A 17,979-nucleotide genomic window follows, 5' to 3' on the forward strand; every position below is an offset into this window, starting at 1 on the left:
TACATCGAGGCTCGAGGAGGTGGCGTCCATGGGGGCACTGCGCACACCGCGCGACGCATGGGTCGAGGAGGGACTGCGCGCCCTCGCCGAAGGCGGTTCCGACGCCGTGCGGGTCGAAGCGCTCGCCAAGAGTCTCGGGGTCACGAAGGGTGGTTTCTACGGATACTTCTCGGACCGGGATGCCCTCCTCGATGCGATGCTCGACAGGTGGGAGAAGGAGAGCACGGACGAGGTCATCGAGCGCATCGAGCGCGACGGCGGCGACCCGAAGGCCAAGATCCGACGAGCGGGCATGCTCACCTTCTCCAGCGACCGGCTGCTGCCCATCGATCTCGCCGTCCGCAATTGGGCTCGTCATGACGCGGGCGTCGCCGAACGCCTGCGACGGGTCGACAACCGGCGCCTGGCGCTGCTGCGGGAGATGATCGGCACCTTCTGCTCCGACCCCGACGAGATCGAAGCGCGAAGCCTTCTCGCATTCTGTCTGGCGATCGGCGAGCACTTCCTCGTCGCTGATCACGACGGGCGATCGAGATCGCAGGTGCGTCGCCTCGCGGGGGCCATCGTTCTCGATCTGGATCCGCCGGTCGTCTGAGGGGGATGCGGAGGCGGGCTCGCCCACCATGCGACCAGTCAGGAGTGACGCAGCATTCGCGCGAGGCGCTGCGCCATGGCATCCGGATCCCAGGAATGCTCGGAACCGAGCAGCTGCTCGGCCGCGCCCTGCTCCGCCGCGACGACGATCTCCTCCGCGGTCTGCCGCATTCCGGGAAACGTCTCGGTGCCCGTCAGCGCGATCACCGGGGCGGTGACGCTCGTGAGGGATTCGCGGATGCCGCGCTCCTCGACGAGCGCGAGCGCCTCGCCGTCCGGCACCCAGCTGAGCACGAGGTCCGGATATTCGGGGGACGCCGTGAGCTGCTCCAGCCACTCCGGCGGCATCCCCGCCATGTACAGCGCAACCGCTGTTTCGAGATCGCCGGCGTCGATCGATTCGCGCACGCCTTGCCACCATGCGGGAGCTCCGTCGGGGAAGAGGCCGAGGGGGGCCTCCCAGAGCACCAGACCGGCGAGATTCCGCACGTCTGTGGAGGCGAGCATCGCGATCGCGCATCCCGACGAATGGCCGACGAGCACGACCGGAGACGATGCGATCCCGGCGAGTTCCACGATCGCCGAGAGCTGGGCGTCGAGCGTGATGGCGCCCGCGGCCACGCTCTCGCCGCGGCCCAGGCGATCCGCGAACAGCGAGCGGAATCCGGATGCCGCGAGGAGCTCGGCGGTGGCATGCGTCGTCGGGTCATCCGCTCTGGTGGGCCCGGCCCCGGGGATGAAGATCGCCGTCGGCGCGCCGGCGGGTCCGCGATCGTCGTACACGATGCGGTCGCCGCGCGCGGTCGTGAACGCGCTCATGATGCCGCCTCGATGCGCACCGATACGCGGTCGCCCACGGCCTTGCCCAGCGCTCGGCGCGTGGCGGCCTTGACGGGGCCGAAGTGGAAACCGTGCCCGGACGGCAGGAGCGTGAGGGCGACGGGCACGTCGTCGAGCGTGCCGACGACGCGGACCGGGTTGCCGGTGCCGAACACCTCTGCGGAGCCGGGCGCCTCGAACACCGTCCATCCCGTCGCTTCCCCCGGATGCACGAGCTCCGCGTCGAACTGCATCGCCGGTACGGCCATCATCGCGTCCTTTCAAGACTGTTCAGTATGATTTCTCTAAACTAGACTCATGAGTATGAAGACGTCAAGAGGGGAGCGCCCGCTGCGGCCGAGTTCGATTGCCAAGCGCGAGGCGATCCTGGCCGCCGCGCAGGAGGCGTTCCTCGCGCACGGCTACGACGCGGTGACGATGGACTCGATCGCGCGTGATTCCGAGGTCGCGAAGCAGACGCTCTACGGGCACTTCGGCAGCAAGGAGGCCCTGTTCCTCGAGCTCGTCCGTTCGCAGACGCGCGCGGCCAGCGAGCGCGTGATGAACGAGCCGCCGCCGATCGCGCCCGACGACGATGCCCGGTCGGTTCTCGGTCGCGTGCTCAGGGATCAGCTCGACACGGTGCTCGCGCCCCATCTGCTCGCCCTCCGTCGGCTGGTCATCGGCTTGCTGGCGCCGTTCCCCGATCTTGCGCGGGAACTGTACGAGCACGGGGCGCAGCGAGCGATCCGATCGCTCGCCGAGCTCATCGGACGGCTCGACGACGCCGAACTGCTCGCTGTGCCGGATGCCGATCGAGCCGCGACGCAGCTGAACTGGCTCGTGATGGGGGAACCCGTCAATCGGGCGATGCTGCTCGGCGACGACGCGGCGCGGATCGGGCTGGACACCGCCGCGCACGTCGACGAAGCCTTGGACGTCTTCCTCGCCGCTTACGGCCGCTGACAGCGAGCGCTCCGGCGCCGCTGACAGGTGCATCCGTCCCGGAGTCAGCGCCCGGTGAACTCCGGCTTCCGCTTCTGCTGGAAGGCGGCGAAGCCCTCGCGGTAGTCGCTCGTGTCGCACAGTTCGGCCTGGGCGACGTTCTCGAGCACGACGGATTCCCACAGTGAGAGCCGTTCGTCGCGGATGCGGGCGATCAGTCGCTTGGACGCGAGGAACGCGGCGGTGGCTCCTGAGGCCGCGCGCACCGCGGCATCCGTCGTCGCCTGATGCACCTGATCCGCCGGCAGCACCTGGGAGAAGAGACCCGACTCGACCGCCTCGGCGCCGGTCATCAGACGCCCGGTGTAGATGAGATCGAGCGTCTTGTGCGGGCCGAGCCGATCGAGGAACAGGGCGTGCCCTCCGGAGTCGAGCGTCGCGCCGAGTGCGGCGAAGGGCGAACCGACCTTGGCGGTGTCGGCGACGTATACGACGTCCGTCGCGATGAGCAGGCCGAGGCCGACCCCGAGGCACGCTCCATGCGCGGCCGCGAAGGTCGGTGCGGGGAACGCCGCCATCCGCTGCAGCAGTGGCGTCACGAGACCGCCGAGGTAGCCGGACACGTCATCGGTGGCGGGGTCGACGCCGGAGATGTCGCGACCGGCGCAGAATCCCGGCCCCTCGCCGCGCAGCACCAGCGCGCGGACCCCCGCGTCCTCGGCGCGGTCGTACGCATCGCCCAGGGCGAGCAGTGCGTCCGGATCCAGGGCGTTGCGCTTCTCCGGGGCGTTCAGCACCACATGGGCGACGTCGCCGTCGATGGTCAGCTCGATCATGGGGCTCTCCTCACACGTCGTAGTCGACGACCACGCGGGGCGTCGTGGGGTGGGATTGGCAGGTCAGCACATAGCCGCGTTCGATCTCGTCCGGCTCGAGCGCGAAGTTCTGCGTCATGCGGACGTCGCCCTCGACCACGCGCGCACGGCATGTCCCGCACACCCCGCCGGCGCAGGCGAACGGCACGTCGCCCCGGACGCGCAGCGCGGCATCCAGCAGCGGCTCGTCGGCCCCGACCGGCGATTCGACGGTCGACGACAGCCCGTCCAGGGTGAACTCCAGTCGGTAGATCTCCTCGTCGGGGCGCACGGCGACCGTGCGGCCACGGTCGGAGCGCGGTTCGTCCGCGTCCGTCGTGAACAGTTCGAACCGGATCTGCTCGTCGCCGATGCCGCGGGCCGCGAGCCGCTCCCGGCACAGCGCCACGAGGTCGAACGGTCCGCACAGGAACCACTCGGTCACGCTCGTCGGCTCCACGAGGCCGTCGAGGATCGCGTCGAGCTTGGCGGCGTCGATCCGCCCGGACAGCAGCGGGGCCGCACGCTGCTCGCGGGACAGCACGTGATGAAGCGCGAGCCGCGCGGGGTAGCGGTCCTTCAGATCGGCGAGATCCTCGAGGAACATCACGTCGCGCGTCGCGCGGTTCGTGTAGATCAGTGAGAAGCGCGCGGTCGGCGATGCGGTCAGCACCGAGGAAGCGAGCGCCATCATCGGCGTGATCCCCGACCCGGCGGCGATCCCGACGAGGTGCGCGCCGTCCAGATCCGGCAGGTTCGAGGTGAAGCGCCCCTCCGGGCTCATCACCTCGATCCGGATGCCGGGGTGCAGGTTCTCGTGCGCCCACACCGAGAACAGCCCACCGAGATCGCGCTTGATGCCGACCGAGATGCGTCCGGTGGCCGGCGCGCGGCAGATCGAGTAGCTGCGCCGCACCTCGCGACCGTCGATGTGCGCGCGCAGGGCGACGTACTGTCCGGGGAGGTAGTCGTACGCGCCGCGCAGCTCCGGCGGGACGGCGAACGTCACCTCCACGCTGTCGGCCGTGAGCGGCCGCACCTCGATCACCTCGAGCTCGTGGAAGCGCGCGCGGCGGCGCGTCGTGGTGCTCATAGCGACTTGAAATGGTCGAATGGCTCGAGGCAGGCGCGGCACTCGTGGAGCGCCTTGCATGCCGTGGACCCGAAGCGCGTGAGCTCGCGGGTGTCCAGCGACCCGCACTGCGGGCACCGCACACTCAGAGGCACGGCGATGGGGCCGGCTGTCCGATGCCCCGTCGGCGGTGCGATGCCGTAGTCGAGCAGCTTCTGCTTTCCGGCATCCGACATCCAGTCGGTCGTCCAGGCGGGAGAGAGCACTGTGCGGACGGCGACGTCCTCGAACCCGGCCTCCGCGAGGGCGCGCACGACGTCGTCGCCGATGGCCTCGACGGCCGGGCATCCGCTGTAGGTCGGAGTGATCGTCACGACGACCCGTCCGGCGTCGACCGCGACGTCGCGCAGGATGCCGAGATCCGCGATCGTCAGCACGGGGATCTCCGGATCGGCGACGGATGCCGCGACGGACCAGGCGCCCGTCCGGGTGATCACCATGTCGCCCCCGGATGCTGCCGGGCGAGCACCTGCATCTCGGCGAGGATCCGCCCGAGTTCGGGGAAGTGGATGCCGCGCCGGCCGCCCCCTGCCGCGGCCGGCCCGGCCGGTGCCTCGAGGTCCGCGGTGTCGAGGACGGCGCCGAGGCGGGCATCGAACCCGGGCCGCAACGTCGATGGCCGTACGGCGATGCCGTCGAGCTCGTCGATCAGCGGCTCGTCGTGGAACAGCTCGTCGGCGTACGGCCAGACGTCGGCGAGTCCGCGGATCATACGGCGGCGCGATTCGTCGGTGCCGCCGGCCAGGCGCAGCGTCCACTGCTCTGCGTGGTCGCGGTGGTATTCGACCTCTTTGACCGCCTTGGCGGCGACGGCGGCGAGGGTCGGATCCGCCGAGCCCTGCAGCGCCGAATACAGCTCGAAGAGGTAGGTCGACGCGATGAGCTGGCGGGCGATCGTGCGGGCGAAGTCGCCGTTCGGCTGCTCGAACAGCCAGGCGGATCGGAACTCCGCCTCATCGCGGAAGTACGCGAGCTCATCCTCCGTGCGCCCGGTCGCGGTGCCCGCGTAGCGCAGCAGCGATCGTGCGTGCCCGAGCAGGTCGAGCGCGATGTTCGCCAGCGCGACGTCCTCCTCGAGCTCCGGCGCGTGGGCGATCCACTCGCCGAGCTGCTGCGACAGGATCAGCGCGTCGTCGCCGAGTCGCAGCGCGTACCCGGCCACCGCCGGGGTGGCGGCGGCATCCGTCCCGGCGAGTTCTGCGGCGAGGTCGAGCTCGTCGACGGTGACGTGCGGCGTCGGCTTCACAGGTGCGGCACCCCCTCGGATGCCGTGTAATACACGGCATGCCGGAAGTTCTTCCCCGCGGGGCTCTCGAAGTACGCGCCCTTGGCATCAGGGTCGCTCGCCGTGATCGCTTCGGCGGGCACCACCCAGATCGAGACGCCCTCGCCGCGGCGCGTGTACAGGTCACGGGCGTTGCGGACCGCGAGGTCCGCATCCGGTGCGAGCAGGGAGCCGACGTGGACGTGGCTGAGCCCGCGGTTCGCGCGGACGAACACCTCCCACAGCGGCCAGGTCGGATCCGTCATGCCGCCGTCTCCCGTTCGTCGGCAGCCTGCTTGCGCGCATATTCGGCCGCGGCCTCCCGCACCCAGGCGCCGTCCTCGTGGGCCTCTCGGCGGGCGCGGATCCGCTCGGCATTCATCGGGCCGTTGCCCGAGAGGACGGCGAAGAACTCGTCCCAGTCGATCTCGCCCATCTCGTACTGCCCCGTCTCCTCGTCGAAGCGGAGGTGCGGGTCCGGCAGCGTGACGCCGAGGATCTCGGCCTGCGGCACCAGCATCCCGACGAAGCGGCGGCGCAGTTCGTCGTTCGAGAACCGCTTGATGTTCCACGCCATGGACTGGGCGGAGTTCGGCGACTCGTCGTCCGGCGGCCCGAACATCGCCAGGCTCGGCCAGTACCAGCGGTTCACGGCATCCTGGGCCATCTCCCGCTGCGCGGGCGTGCCCTGCATCAGCGTGAGCAGGATCTCGAAACCCTGCCGCTGATGGAACGACTCCTCCTTGCAGATGCGCACCATCGCGCGCGCGTACGGACCATAGGATGCCCGGCACAGCGGCACCTGGTTGCAGATCGCCGCACCGTCCACGAGCCAGCCGATCGCGCCCATGTCGGCCCACGTCGGGGTGGGGTAGTTGAAGATCGAGGAGTAGCGCGCGCGGCCGTCGATGAGCTGCTCTGTCATCTCGGTGCGGCCGATGCCGAGGGTCTGCGCGGCGGAGTACAGGTACAGCCCGTGTCCTGCTTCGTCCTGCACCTTGGCCATCAGGATCGCCTTGCGCTTCAGGCTCGGGGCGCGGGTGATCCAGTTGCCCTCCGGCTGCATTCCTATGATCTCGGAGTGCGCGTGCTGGCTGATCTGACGGATGAGGGTCCTGCGGTACGCATCCGGCATCCAGTCGCGGGGCTCGACGCGGGAATCCGCGGCGATGATCTCGTCGAACCGTCGCTGTTCGGCGGAGAGGTCGTCCATGTCGACTCCTTCGTCGCGCTTTACTGACCGATCGTTCATTTATTCTCGCACACGAGCGCCAGAGCGTAAAGCGCCCGCGATGCGGCGGCTCGGCATCCGCTCCGCCCTGGGACGGGAGAGCTCAGCGGGATCGGGAGATGAGCTCCAGAAGCGCGTTCCCGTACGCCTCCGAGGGGTCCGGATGCTCGAACGGCAGGTGCTCGCCGGCGATCTCGATCTCCACCCGGAACGTGTCTTCGAGACGAACGAGTCGGCGGAACGTCCCGCGCAGGAGCTCACGCAGCTGGTCCTCGCGGGGCAGCCACACGGCATCCTCGAACGTGACCGCGTCGAGTGCCCACTCGGTGGTGCCGTTGAACGCGAGGTCGGTGCCGCTCGGCGTGCGCCGCGCCTCGATCGTCATCTCGCTGATCGTGAAGACCTCGGCCTCCGCTTCGAGCTCGACGTCGTCGGGAAGATCCAGCTGGAAGCGGTCGCCGCTGTCCGGCCGCCAGGTCAGACCGGCGTCCCGCAGCGCGATCGCGAGTTCACGGGAGATCACGGTGCGCTCACGGGCAGAACGGCGGCGACAGCGGTGGGCATGAATTCAGACTACGGCCCGACGGGGACGGAGGTCCTTTGTCGGTCGGGTGAGGCAGAGTGGGGATATGACCGCCGCGACATCGACCGAAACGCGCCAGGCGGCCCTCGCCGCACTGCGAGAGCTCGTCGGCCGCGCCGACGCCGAATTCCACGAGGGGCAGTACGAGGCGATCGAGGCACTGGTCGCGGAGTGCCGCCGTGCGCTCGTCGTGCAGCGGACGGGATGGGGCAAGTCCGCGGTCTACTTCGTCGCGACCCTGCTGCTGCGCCGGCAGGGCGCCGGTCCGACCGTTCTCGTCTCGCCGTTGCTCGCACTCATGCGCGACCAGATCGCCGCCGCCGAACGCGCCGGGGTGCGGGCGGTGGCCATCAACTCGACGAATGCGCACGAGTGGTCGGACGTGCTCGCGCAGCTCGATCGCGACGAGGTCGACGTGCTGCTGGTCTCGCCCGAGCGGCTGAACAACCCCGCGTTCCGTGAGCAGCAGCTGCCGGCACTGGTGCGTCGTATCGGCATGCTCGTCGTCGACGAGGCGCACTGCATCAGCGATTGGGGGCACGACTTCCGCCCCGACTACCGGCGACTGCGCGACCTGATCGCCGAGATGCCCGCGACCGTGCCCGTCCTGGCCACGACCGCGACGGCGAACAGCCGTGTCGTCGCGGACGTCGCCGAGCAGCTCGGCTCCGGAGGCGCGGATTCCGCGAGTCCGGATGCTGCGGATGCCGATGTGCTGACGATCCGCGGCCCGTTGGCGCGAGCATCCCTTCGGCTCGGCGTGCTGCGGCTGCCGGATTCGGCGAGCCGGCTGGCCTGGCTGCTCAGCCATCTCGACGACCTGCCCGGTTCGGGCATCATCTACACGCTCACGGTGGCCGCCGCGGTCGACACCGCCCGGCTGCTGCGCGAGCACGGGCACGAGGTTCGCGCGTACACGGGCCAGACCGACAGCGATGAGCGCGCCGAATCCGAGGGCATGCTCAAACGCAACGAGGTCAAGGCGCTCGTGGCGACCAGCGCGCTGGGCATGGGATTCGACAAGCCCGATCTCGGCTTCGTCCTGCATCTCGGCGCTCCGTCTTCGCCGGTCGCGTACTACCAGCAGGTCGGACGAGCCGGTCGCGCCAGCGACAGCGCCGATGTGCTGCTGCTCCCCGGGGTGGAGGATCGAGAGATCTGGCACTACTTCGCCACCGCGTCGATGCCCGATCGGGAGCGCGCCGAGCGGGTGATCGGCGCGCTCGGTCAGACGCCGGTATCGACGCCGGCCCTCGAGGCCATGGTCGACATCCGCCGGACGCCGCTCGAACTGCTGCTGAAGGTCCTCGACGTCGACGGAGCCGTTCGCCGGGTGCAGGGTGGATGGGTCGCCACCGGGGAGCCGTGGACGTACGACGCGGAGCGCTACGAGCGCATCGCCGCCGAGCGCATCGCCGAACAGCAGCACATGATCGAGTACGAGCGCACCGATGGCTGCCGGATGGAGTTCCTCCAGCGTTCGCTCGACGACGAGACCGCCGCCCCCTGCGGGCGCTGCGACAACTGCGCCGGCGTCTGGTTCCCCCGTGAGATCCGCAAGACGGCGACCGAAGCGGCGGCCGGGTCGCTCGATCGCGTCGGCATCCCGGTCGAACCCCGCAAGGCATGGCCGACCGGCGCGGATCGGCTCGGCGTGCCCGTCAAGGGACGCATCGCCCCCGCGGAGCAGGCGGCCGACGGGCGTGCGCTCGCCCGTCTCACCGACCTCGGTTGGGGCGGCACGCTGCGGGAGATCTTCGCCGCGGGGGCGCCGGATGCGGCCGTGACCCCGCAGGCGCTCGGTGCCTGTGTGCGCGTGCTCGCGGACTGGGGCTGGGACGAGCGCCCCGTCGCGGTCGTCGCGATGCCCTCCCGTTCGCGCCCGCTGCTGGTGGATTCGCTCGCACGCGGCATCGCCGAGGTCGGGCGCCTGCCGTATGCCGGGGCCCTGTCCTTCGCGAACGGCGGACCCACCGGTCAGCCGGGCGGCAACAGTGCGTTCCGGCTCGCCGGGATCTGGGACCGTTTCCGCGCCGACGGTCTGGAGATCCCCGCAGGGCCGGTGCTGCTCGTCGACGACCAGGCCGACAGCCGTTGGACGCTGACGGTCGCGGCACGCGTTCTCCGTCAGTCCGGTGCGGCCGCCGTGCTGCCCTTCGTGCTCGCGCTGCGCGGGTGAGGCAGGAGGTCACTGCTTCGCGACGAGTGTGAGGACGTCGTACGTGGCGACCGTCTCGTCGTTCTGGTTGCGGATGACCGCGTCCCAGCGGACTTCGCCGTAGTCGTCGGTCTCGCGCGGCGTGATCTGCTTGGCGGTGAGCTCGACACGGATGCTGTCGCCCGGCGACACCGGGGTGATGAACCGCAGCCCCTCGAGGCCGTAGTTCGCGAGCACGGGCCCGGGGTCGGGGTCCACGAACAGTCCGGCCGCCCACGACACCAGCAGATACCCGTGCGCGACGCGGCCGGGGAAGAAGGGGTTCGCCGCGGCGGCCTCCTCGTCCATGTGGGCGTAGAAGGTGTCGCCGGTGAAGTGCGCGAAGGTCTCGATGTCGTCGAGCGTCACCTCACGGGAGGCCGAGGCGATCCGGTCTCCGATCCGCAGGTCGACCAACGACTTGCGGAACGGGTGGATGCCGTCGGTGCGCGCTGTCGCACCTGCGTGCCACACCCCGGTGATCGCGGTGAGCATGTCGGGTGAGCCCTGGACGGCCGTGCGCTGCATGTGGTGCAGCACGGCTCGGATGCCGCCGAGCTCCTCGCCGCCGCCGGCCCTGCCAGGCCCGCCGTGCACGAGGGCGGGCAACGGCGAACCGTGCCCGGTCGAGGAGCGGGCGTCGTCGCGATCGAGGATCAGCACGCGCCCGTTGTGCGCGGCGACGGTGGCGACGAGCCCCGCGGCGAATGCGCTGTCGTGCGTCGCGACGCTGGTGACGAGGGATCCGCCGCCACGGGCGACGATGTCGGATGCCTCGGCGAGCGTGTCGTAGGTGAGCAGCGATGACACCGGGCCGAACGCCTCGACGGTGTGCGCGGCTTCTGCCGTCGCATCGTCGAACCGCAGAAGGATCGGGGCGAGGAATGCACCGTCCCCTTCCGCGGCGGCATCGCGGGCTGTCCGTCGTGCATCCGCGGCATCCATCGACCCGGCCACGATCCGTCCGCCGCCCTCGATGAGTCTCTGCACCTGACGTCGCACCTCATCGCGCTGCGCGAGCGAGGCGAGCGGCCCCATCGTGACGCCCTCGGCGCGCGGGTCGCCGAGCACGATCTTGTCCGCCACGCGCGCGGTCACCGCGTCGATGACGGCGTCGGCCGAGCTCGTCGGGACGATGGCCCGCCGGATGGCGGTGCACTTCTGTCCGGCCTTCGCCGTCATCTCGGTCACGAGCTGGCGCACGTACGCGTCGAACTCCGGGGTGCCCTTGACCGCATCGGGGCCGAGCACCGAGGCGTTGATCGAGTCGGTCTCCGCGGTGAAGCGCACACCGCCGGTCTGCACGGCCGCGTGAGCTCGGAGCCGTTCCGCCGTCGAGGCGCTGCCGGTGAAGGCGACGAGGTCGCCGAGGCGCAGGTGGTCGAAGAGGTCCGGCACGCTGCCGCTGACCAGCTGCAGGGAGCCCGCGGGCAGCAGATCGGACTCGACGAGGATGCGCACCATCGCCTCGGTGAGGTACCCGGTCGGGGTCGCGGGCTTGATCAGCGTCGGCATCCCGGCGAGGAACGCCGGTGCGAACTTCTCCAGCGGCCCCCAGACGGGGAAGTTGAAGGCGTTGATCTGCACCGCCACCCCCGGCAGTCGCGTGGCGATGTGCCGACCGAGGAACGAGCCGTCCTTGGAGAGCGGCTCGACGGGGCCGTCGAGATACACCTGCCCGTTCGGGAGCTCCCGGCGCCCCTTGCCCGAGTACGCGAACAGAACGCCGATCCCGCCGTCGATGTCGACCCACGAATCGGTCTTCGTCGCGCCGGTGCAGGCGGACAGGGCGTAGAGCTCGTCCTTGCGTTCGGTGAGCGCGAGCGCGAACTGCTTGAGCAGCAGCGCGCGCTGGTGGAAGGTCAGCTCGCCGAGGCTGTGCTGGCCTGCCGAGCGGGCGTGCCAGAGCGCCCCGGCGAGATCGAGCCCTGCCGTGCTGACCCCGGTGATCTCGGCACCGGTCGACGCGTCGCGTACGATCGTCGCGTCGGCCGCGGTGTCAGGCGTCCACCAGGAGCCCTGAACGTAGCTGGGCAGGATGCCGGTCATGATGCGTCCCATCTGTAGAAGCCTTCGCCGCTCTTGCGGCCGAGCCGGCCCTCCGCGACCATCCGGCGCAGCAGGGCGGGCGGAGCAAAACGCTCACCGAACGCCGCGTGCAGCTCTTCGGCGATCCCGAGGCGCACATCCAGCCCGACGAGATCGGTGGTGCGCAGCGGACCCATCGGATGCCGGTACCCCAGCTCCATCGCGCGATCGATGTCCGCGGCATCCGCGACGTCCTCCTCGAGCATCCGGATCGCCTCGAGGCCCAGCAGCACCCCGAGTCTGCTCGAGGCGAAGCCCGGGGAGTCGCGGACGACGATCGGGGTCCTGCCGATCGCGTCGACGCATGCGCGAGCCCCCTCGACGGCGGAGGGTGCGGTCGCCGTGCCCGTCACGATCTCGACGAGCGCCGAGGTCGGCACCGGGTTGAAGAAGTGCAGGCCGAGGAAGCGCTCCGGGTGCGCCAGCGGCGCCGCGAGGACATCGATCGAGATCGACGACGTGTTCGACGCGATCAGCGCGGTATCGGCGACGACCGCTTCGGCGCGGGCGAGGGCATCCGCCTTGAGCGCGCGATCCTCCGGGACCGCCTCGATCACGAGCTCCCGGTCGGCGAAGTCGCCGACGTCTGTCGAGGTGCGGAATTCTGCAGGCCTCGGGGCGAGCTGCCCTCGTGCGGCCGACCCGGTCAGCATGTCGTGTACGCGTGCGGCCGCGGCGTCCGCACTGGGCGCGTCGCGCTCGACGACCGTGACGTCGCACCCGGCGAGCAGGAACGCGTGTGCGATGCCCGCGCCCATGCGTCCGCCGCCCAGCACTCCGACCCTGGTGATCATCGGCGGCCCCGCTTCTCGAGGAATGCGGTCATCCGACGCATCTTCTCCGGACTCTCGAACAGCTCGGCCTGCAGCTCGGAGTCGATGCGCGGGTGGTCCGAGCGCGGCGCGTGCAGGGCGGTCTTGGTGTGCCGGATCGCGAGCGGATCGTTCGCGCTGATCCGATCCGCGATCGCGTGCGCGGCCTCCATCAGCGCCTGAGCCGGGTGGATCGCCGTGATGAGGCCGGCGGCGCGTGCTTCGTCGGCGGTGAGGCTGCGTCCGGTGAACAGCATCTCGGCGGCCAGCGCCTCGCCGACCAGCGCCGGCAGGCGCCAGGTCCCCCCGGCCGCCGCGAGGATGCCGAGGCCCGTCTCCGGATTCCCGATGCGCAGAGACGGCGTCGCGATGCGGATGTCGGCGGCATACGCGAGTTCGGCGCCGCCGCCGAGCGCGTAGCCGTCCATCGCCGCGATCACCGGCATCGGCAGCTCGTGGATGCGGACGAACAGGGCCGCGTTGATGTTCTTCCTGGCGTCTTCGGCGCGGCGATCTCGCAGCTGCCCGATATCGGCGCCGGCGGCGAACACTCCTGCGGTGCCGGTCAGGATCAGGATGCGCGGGTGGATCTCGAGCTCGTCGCACACCGCGTGCAGGGCATCCACGGTGGCGAGGTCGATCGCGTTGCGCTTGTCCGGTCGATTCAGGGTCGCGATGACGCGATCGTCGCGCTCCTCGATGAGGACGGGGTCGTTCATCACGCCCGCTCCAGGATCAGGGCCGTTCCCTGCCCGACCCCGACGCACAGGGTCGCAAGACCTCGCGCGGCGTTCTCGCGCTCCATGCGCCCGAGGAGAGTCACCACGATGCGGCAGCCGCTCGCGCCGAGCGGGTGTCCGAGCGCGATCGCGCCGCCGTCCGCGTTCACACGATCGTCTTCGATGCCGAGGCGTCGCATGGCGGCGATCGCCTGTGCCGCGAAGGCCTCGTTGAGTTCGATGGCGTCGAGGTCGTCGACGGTGAGGCCGGAGCGCGCCAGGGCCTTCTGCGTCGCGGGCACAGGGCCCAGACCCATGACCTCGGGGGCGACGCCGACCGAGGACGCCGCGACGACTCGCGCTCTAGGGACGAGGCCGTACCGTTCGACCGCCTCGGCGCTCGCGACGACGAGCGCCGAGGCTCCGTCGTTGAGGCCGCTCGCGTTGCCCGCGGTCACGATCGAGCCGCCAGGGACGACGGGACGCAGCGCCGCGAGCGCTTCGGTCGTGGTGTCGCGACGTGGCGCCTCGTCGGTCGACACCGTGGCGCCGCCGGTCGGCACCGCGACGAGCTCCGCGTCGAATCGCCCTGCATCCATCGCGGCGACCGCTCGGCGGTGACTGCGCAGGGCGAACGCATCGGCATCCTCGCGGCTGATCCCGTCGAGGCGCGCGACCTCTTCCGCCGTCTCCGGCATCGTGAAGGTCGCCTTGTCGCGGGCCGCGAGGCGCGGGTTCGTGAAGCGCCAGCCGATCGACGTGTCGAACGCCTCGCCCGGCTTCGCCCATGCGCGAGCCGGTTTGGCCTGCACCCACGGCGCGCGCGTCATCGACTCGACACCCCCGGCGACGACGAGGTCCGCGTCGCCGGCACGGATCGCCTGCGCGGCCATCGTGATCGCCGCCATCCCCGAAGCGCACAGTCGGTTGACGGTGACGCCGGGCACGGCATCCGGGAGCCCGGCCAGCAGCACGGCCATGCGCGCGACGTTGCGATTGTCCTCGCCGGCCTGGTTGGCGGCTCCCAGGATCACCTCGTCGATGTCGGAGGCCGGGATGCCTGCGCGCTCGACCGCCTCGGCGACGACGAGGGCGGCGAGGTCGTCGGGTCGGACGCCGGAGAGCGCTCCGCCGTAGCGGCCGATCGGCGTGCGGACGCCGCCGACGAGGTAGGCCTCAGGCATCCGTGCTCCTTGACATCGTCCTCGATGCGTAATTACCAACCGATCGGTCAGGAATTCAGTATGGCAGGGACATCAGTACGGGGCAATCGGTGCGAGACTGGAGCCGTGTCCGACACTCCAGCCCGCCGCGGACGCCCCGGCTACGACCAGGGGCAGATCCTCGCCGTCGCGGTGCAGGTGTTCATCGAGCACGGGTACGACGCGACATCGGTGTCATCGCTGGCGGCGCGTCTCGGCCTGTCGAAGTCGGCGCTCTATCACCACTACTCCTCCAAGGAGCAGGTCCTCGAGGTCGCGCTGGAGGAAGCGCTCGGCGGACTCGAGGGTGTCTTGGACTCGGCGCACGGCGCCACGGCGCGCGCGAAGCTCGAGTACGTGCTCCGCGGTGCGGTCGGGGTGCTCGTCGAGAAGCTGCCCTACGTGACGCTGCTGCTGAGGGTGCGGGGCAACAGCGATGTCGAGCGGCGCGCGCTCGAGCGCCGGCGAGTCTTCGACCGTGAGGTCACCGCCCTCGTCCGGGCGGCCCAGGACGAGGGGAGCGTCCGCGCCGACGTCGACGCAGCGCTCGCCACGCGCCTGCTGTTCGGCATGGTCAACTCGATCGTCGAGTGGTATCGGCCGGCAGGCCCGGAGGGTGCTGCGGAGCTCGCGGACGACGTGCTGCGCGTCGCGCTGGACGGGCTCAGGCGCTGACGAGTACCGTCTCGTCGAGGGCGCGGCGCACACGCGGAGCGACCTCGCGCTCCTGAAGCGCCTCCGGAAGCGCCTCGAGATCGCCGAACTCGCCGAGCGCGATCACGGTCGTGGGAACGAACCGTGCCTCGACGCCCGGAAGCTGCTCCAGGGTGGCACGGTCGAAGCCGCTCATCTGGTGGACGACGAGACCGTCGGCGTGCGCCTGCACCGAGAGATGCGCGACGGCCTGGCCGAGGTCGTACTGCGCGTGGCTCAGCGGGGTCCCCTGGGCGTCCGCCACCTCGGCGAGCGCGACGATCAGGACGGCCGCGTTGCCGGCCCACACCTGGTTGAAGCCGAGGAGGCCGTCGTGGATCCGGGCGTGCAGATCGGAACCACGGCGAGCGACGATGAAGCGCCACGGCTGAGTGTTGTTGGCCGACGGTGCCCAGCGCGCGGCTTCGAGCGCAGCCGCGAGCTTCGCCTCATCGATCGGCGCGGCATCGTCGAAAGCGCGGGGGCTCCAGCGCTGCGCAAGGATGTCGAGGACGGGGACGGCCGTCTCGGCGGTGCGGTCGAGGACAGGAGTGGACATGAGTGCCTTTCGAAGTCGAGTTCCTTGCCGACTCCGTCGTCCGCGCTCTGGTCAGTGTAAACCCATGCGCACGCATGCATATTCCTCGCGTCACGGAACGTCACGTTCGGGCTCGGCACCGGGCGTCGCGGTGCGCGTTCCCGAAGAGGGGTCGCGCACGGTCGCCTCGCCTCACGCGACGCGATCATGCGCGACCCCTCGCAGGGCGAACTCAGACGCGCGAGCGCTCAGGCGCGCAGCGCCTCACCCAGCTTGACCCGCGCGCCCATCTTCAGCAGGGAGTTCTCGTAGATCTTCGCCGAGAGGAGCACGACCAGCGCGCAGGTCGCGACCAGCAGTGCGAGGGCGACGAGCGGCTCCCACCACGCGGCCTCACCGAAGAACAGTCGGATCGGCATCGCGACGGGCGACGAGAACGGCACGTACGACAGGATCGTCATGACGGTCGGGTTCTCACCCAGGAACAGCACGAGGTAGAACGGCGCCATCACGAGGATCATCATCGGCGTGTAGACCGAGCCGACGTCCTCCTGGCGCGACACGAGGGATCCTGCCGCCGCGAACATCGTCGCGATCAGCACGAACCCGAAGAGGAAGAACACGGCGAACCAGATCAGCGGCGCCCCGAATCCCTGCAGGAGCTCGGTCTGGCCCGTGACGATCAGCCCTATCGCCGCGACGACGACGAGCAGCAGGATCTGCGTGATCGCGAGCAGCGTGTTGCCGATGACCTTGCCTGCCAGCAGCACGCGTGCGGGGATCGCGGAGAGCAGGATCTCGATGATCCTCGTCTGCTTCTCCTCCACGACGCTCGTCGCGATCGGCGATCCGAAGCTCAGTGCGGCCATCATGAACACGATTCCGAAGACCATGCCGAGCAGGTACCGCATGCCGAAGGTCGGTGCGTTCGGATCCAGCAGCTCCACGGTCGGCGCGATCGAGAACGCGCTCACCAGGGAATCCGGCGGCGACTGGTTGGCGATGATCACGACGCCGGTCGGCGCGCTCGAATCGGCGACGACCGCGGCCTCCACGTCGCCGGATTCGACCAGCGCGGCCGCGTCGTCGCGGTCGGCGACCTCGGTGACCTCGAACGTGTCGCCCTCCGGGAGAAGAGCCGCGGCCTCGCTGGTCGCGGCGATCGGCGTCGCACTCGTCGAGTTCGATGCGATGCCGCCCCAGATCACGCCGACGAGCGCGACGAGGAGCAGGATGCCGGTCGAGATGAGGAACGCCTTGCTGCGCAGGCGGGTCGAGAGCTCGCGTTCGGCGACGAGCCAGATGCCCTGCGTGGGAGAGAGGGTGGGGTGCGTGGTCATCGGACTTCCTCCAGTTCGTGGACGTCGGAGTCCGGGGCGGGCAGGATGACTTCCTTGAAGATCTGCGCGAGTGTCGGCTGCTGCGGCGCGAAGCGGCTCACATCGCCGCCGTCGAAGGCGCGCCGGAGGACCCGCTGCGCGGTGTCGGGGGCGTCCACGTCGAACACGGCGCTGCCGCCGTCGAAGTCGACGACCGTGACCCCTGGCTCGTCGCGCAGCCAGCCGGTGTCTCCCGTGGTCTCCAGCTCCCAGCGGGGAGCGGAGTACTGGCGGCGCAGCTCGTCGCGCGGGCCGGAGGCGCGGATCACGCCGCCGGCGATGATCACGACGTCGTCGCAGAGGCGCTCGACGACGTCCAGCTGGTGCGAGGAGAACAGCACCGAGACGCCGCGCGCCGCGCGCTCCTGCAGGACGCCCGCGACGGTGTCGACGGCGAGCGGGTCGAGTCCCGAGAACGGCTCATCGAGGATCAGCACGTCGGGATCGTGGACGAGCGATGCCGCGATCTGCGCGCGCTGCTGGTTGCCCAGCGACAGCGCCTCGATGTTGTCGTTCAGTCGTTCGCCGAGCCCGAGCTCCTCGAGCAGCGCGGTTGATCGGGCCACGGCATCCGCCTTCGTGAAGCCGTGCAGGCGAGCGAAGTACGCGACCTGCTCGAGCACCTTCATCTTGGGGTAGAGGCCGCGTTCCTCGGGCATGTAGCCGAAGTTCCGACGCATCTCCGGGGTCAGGGTGGCGCCGCCGAGCGTCACGGACCCGCCGTCCGACGACAACAGGCCGAGAACGATCCGCATCGTGGTGGTCTTGCCGGCGCCGTTGCCGCCGACGAATCCCGTCAGGTGGCCGCTGGCCACCGGGAAGGTGATGTCGTCGAGCACACGGCGCTCGCCGTAGCTCTTGGTGATTCCTGTCAGCTGCAGGGTTCCTGTGCTCATGCTTCCACGCTACGAAGAGGGGGGATGCCGTGG

At 70.3% G+C, this 17,979-nt stretch carries 20 protein-coding genes; 4 read left to right on the plus strand and 16 right to left on the minus strand.

Annotated features, from left to right (window positions below):
• The first annotated feature begins 28 nt into the window (after window positions 1-28).
• Complete coding sequence (locus ACFCYE_RS03250) at window positions 29-595, plus strand: TetR/AcrR family transcriptional regulator (protein ID WP_376176209.1); 567 nt, start codon at window positions 29-31, stop codon at window positions 593-595.
• Window positions 596-633: 38 nt separating this feature from the next.
• Here the strand turns inward: ACFCYE_RS03250 and ACFCYE_RS03255 are convergent, their stop codons facing one another.
• Window positions 634-1,413, minus strand: coding sequence for an alpha/beta hydrolase (locus ACFCYE_RS03255; RefSeq protein ID WP_376176212.1), 780 nt, complete (start codon window positions 1,411-1,413; stop codon window positions 634-636).
• Entirely contained in the window at window positions 1,410-1,682 is a 273-nt protein-coding gene (locus ACFCYE_RS03260; RefSeq protein WP_376176214.1) for a DUF1905 domain-containing protein, read from the minus strand. The genes ACFCYE_RS03255 and ACFCYE_RS03260 overlap by 4 nt, the downstream gene beginning before the upstream one ends.
• Before the next feature lie 49 nt (window positions 1,683-1,731).
• Here ACFCYE_RS03260 and ACFCYE_RS03265 point away from each other — a divergent pair, with 49 nt between their 5' ends.
• On the plus strand, window positions 1,732-2,379 hold the full coding sequence (locus ACFCYE_RS03265; RefSeq protein ID WP_376176216.1) for a TetR/AcrR family transcriptional regulator: 648 nt from the start codon (window positions 1,732-1,734) through the stop codon (window positions 2,377-2,379).
• Window positions 2,380-2,423: 44 nt separating this feature from the next.
• Here the strand turns inward: ACFCYE_RS03265 and ACFCYE_RS03270 are convergent, their stop codons facing one another.
• The 7 genes from ACFCYE_RS03270 to ACFCYE_RS03300 form a co-directional block, all read right to left on the minus strand.
• Window positions 2,424-3,194 (minus strand): enoyl-CoA hydratase/isomerase family protein, encoded by a 771-nt coding sequence (locus ACFCYE_RS03270; RefSeq protein WP_376176219.1) that lies wholly within the window; start codon window positions 3,192-3,194, stop codon window positions 2,424-2,426.
• 10 nt (window positions 3,195-3,204) lie between these two features.
• The gene (gene paaE / locus ACFCYE_RS03275; RefSeq protein WP_376176221.1) at window positions 3,205-4,305 is read right to left on the minus strand and encodes a 1,2-phenylacetyl-CoA epoxidase subunit PaaE; all 1,101 of its coding nucleotides are present in this window, start codon (window positions 4,303-4,305) and stop codon (window positions 3,205-3,207) included.
• Window positions 4,302-4,784 (minus strand): 1,2-phenylacetyl-CoA epoxidase subunit PaaD, encoded by a 483-nt coding sequence (gene paaD, locus ACFCYE_RS03280; RefSeq protein WP_376176223.1) that lies wholly within the window; start codon window positions 4,782-4,784, stop codon window positions 4,302-4,304. Before paaD ends, paaE begins: the two co-directional genes overlap by 4 nt.
• Complete coding sequence (gene paaC, locus ACFCYE_RS03285; RefSeq protein WP_376176225.1) at window positions 4,778-5,590, minus strand: 1,2-phenylacetyl-CoA epoxidase subunit PaaC; 813 nt, start codon at window positions 5,588-5,590, stop codon at window positions 4,778-4,780. The genes paaD and paaC overlap by 7 nt, the downstream gene beginning before the upstream one ends.
• Window positions 5,587-5,874, minus strand: a complete 288-nt coding sequence (gene paaB / locus ACFCYE_RS03290) for a 1,2-phenylacetyl-CoA epoxidase subunit PaaB (protein ID WP_376176228.1) — start codon at window positions 5,872-5,874, stop codon at window positions 5,587-5,589. Before paaB ends, paaC begins: the two co-directional genes overlap by 4 nt.
• Entirely contained in the window at window positions 5,871-6,821 is a 951-nt protein-coding gene (paaA, locus tag ACFCYE_RS03295) for a 1,2-phenylacetyl-CoA epoxidase subunit PaaA (protein ID WP_376176229.1), read from the minus strand. Before paaA ends, paaB begins: the two co-directional genes overlap by 4 nt.
• A gap of 121 nt (window positions 6,822-6,942) precedes the next feature.
• Window positions 6,943-7,362 carry a pilus assembly protein CpaE gene (locus ACFCYE_RS03300; protein WP_376176232.1) on the minus strand — a complete coding sequence of 140 codons (420 nt, stop codon included), beginning with the start codon at window positions 7,360-7,362 and terminating at the stop codon, window positions 6,943-6,945.
• A 106-nt stretch (window positions 7,363-7,468) separates the two neighbouring features.
• Here ACFCYE_RS03300 and ACFCYE_RS03305 point away from each other — a divergent pair, with 106 nt between their 5' ends.
• On the plus strand, window positions 7,469-9,601 hold the full coding sequence (locus ACFCYE_RS03305; protein WP_376176234.1) for a DEAD/DEAH box helicase: 2,133 nt from the start codon (window positions 7,469-7,471) through the stop codon (window positions 9,599-9,601).
• Between the two features lie 9 nt (window positions 9,602-9,610).
• Here ACFCYE_RS03305 and paaZ read toward each other — a convergent pair whose 3' ends face one another.
• Genes paaZ through ACFCYE_RS03325 form a run of 4 tightly spaced genes read right to left on the minus strand, consistent with a single transcriptional unit; the run spans window position 9,611 to window position 14,422 of the window.
• Window positions 9,611-11,668 carry a phenylacetic acid degradation bifunctional protein PaaZ gene (paaZ, locus tag ACFCYE_RS03310; RefSeq protein WP_376177127.1) on the minus strand — a complete coding sequence of 686 codons (2,058 nt, stop codon included), beginning with the start codon at window positions 11,666-11,668 and terminating at the stop codon, window positions 9,611-9,613.
• Window positions 11,665-12,501: a 3-hydroxyacyl-CoA dehydrogenase family protein gene (locus tag ACFCYE_RS03315; RefSeq protein ID WP_376176236.1), complete on the minus strand. Its 837-nt coding sequence runs from the start codon at window positions 12,499-12,501 to the stop codon at window positions 11,665-11,667. The genes paaZ and ACFCYE_RS03315 overlap by 4 nt, the downstream gene beginning before the upstream one ends.
• Complete coding sequence (locus ACFCYE_RS03320; RefSeq protein ID WP_376176239.1) at window positions 12,498-13,238, minus strand: enoyl-CoA hydratase/isomerase family protein; 741 nt, start codon at window positions 13,236-13,238, stop codon at window positions 12,498-12,500. Before ACFCYE_RS03320 ends, ACFCYE_RS03315 begins: the two co-directional genes overlap by 4 nt.
• A complete protein-coding gene (locus tag ACFCYE_RS03325; RefSeq protein ID WP_376176242.1) occupies window positions 13,238-14,422 on the minus strand; it encodes a thiolase family protein in 1,185 nt (394 codons plus the stop codon). Before ACFCYE_RS03325 ends, ACFCYE_RS03320 begins: the two co-directional genes overlap by 1 nt.
• 60 nt (window positions 14,423-14,482) lie before the next feature.
• Here ACFCYE_RS03325 and ACFCYE_RS03330 point away from each other — a divergent pair, with 60 nt between their 5' ends.
• Complete coding sequence (locus ACFCYE_RS03330) at window positions 14,483-15,115, plus strand: TetR/AcrR family transcriptional regulator (RefSeq protein ID WP_376176244.1); 633 nt, start codon at window positions 14,483-14,485, stop codon at window positions 15,113-15,115.
• On the opposite strand, the gene ACFCYE_RS03335 is transcribed toward ACFCYE_RS03330, so the two are convergent.
• The 3 genes from ACFCYE_RS03335 to ACFCYE_RS03345 all read right to left on the minus strand — a co-directional run bounded on the left by ACFCYE_RS03335 (window position 15,105) and on the right by ACFCYE_RS03345 (window position 17,946).
• Complete coding sequence (locus tag ACFCYE_RS03335) at window positions 15,105-15,692, minus strand: nitroreductase family protein (RefSeq protein ID WP_376176246.1); 588 nt, start codon at window positions 15,690-15,692, stop codon at window positions 15,105-15,107. The genes ACFCYE_RS03330 and ACFCYE_RS03335 overlap by 11 nt on opposite strands.
• A 227-nt stretch (window positions 15,693-15,919) precedes the next feature.
• Window positions 15,920-17,011, minus strand: a complete 1,092-nt coding sequence (locus ACFCYE_RS03340) for an ABC transporter permease (protein ID WP_376176247.1) — start codon at window positions 17,009-17,011, stop codon at window positions 15,920-15,922.
• Window positions 17,008-17,946 carry an ABC transporter ATP-binding protein gene (locus tag ACFCYE_RS03345; RefSeq protein ID WP_376176250.1) on the minus strand — a complete coding sequence of 313 codons (939 nt, stop codon included), beginning with the start codon at window positions 17,944-17,946 and terminating at the stop codon, window positions 17,008-17,010. Before ACFCYE_RS03345 ends, ACFCYE_RS03340 begins: the two co-directional genes overlap by 4 nt.
• Window positions 17,947-17,979: the final 33 nt, after the last annotated feature.

The organism is Microbacterium sp. NPDC056234, assembly GCF_042267585.1.
Lineage (GTDB): Bacteria > Actinomycetota > Actinomycetes > Actinomycetales > Microbacteriaceae > Microbacterium.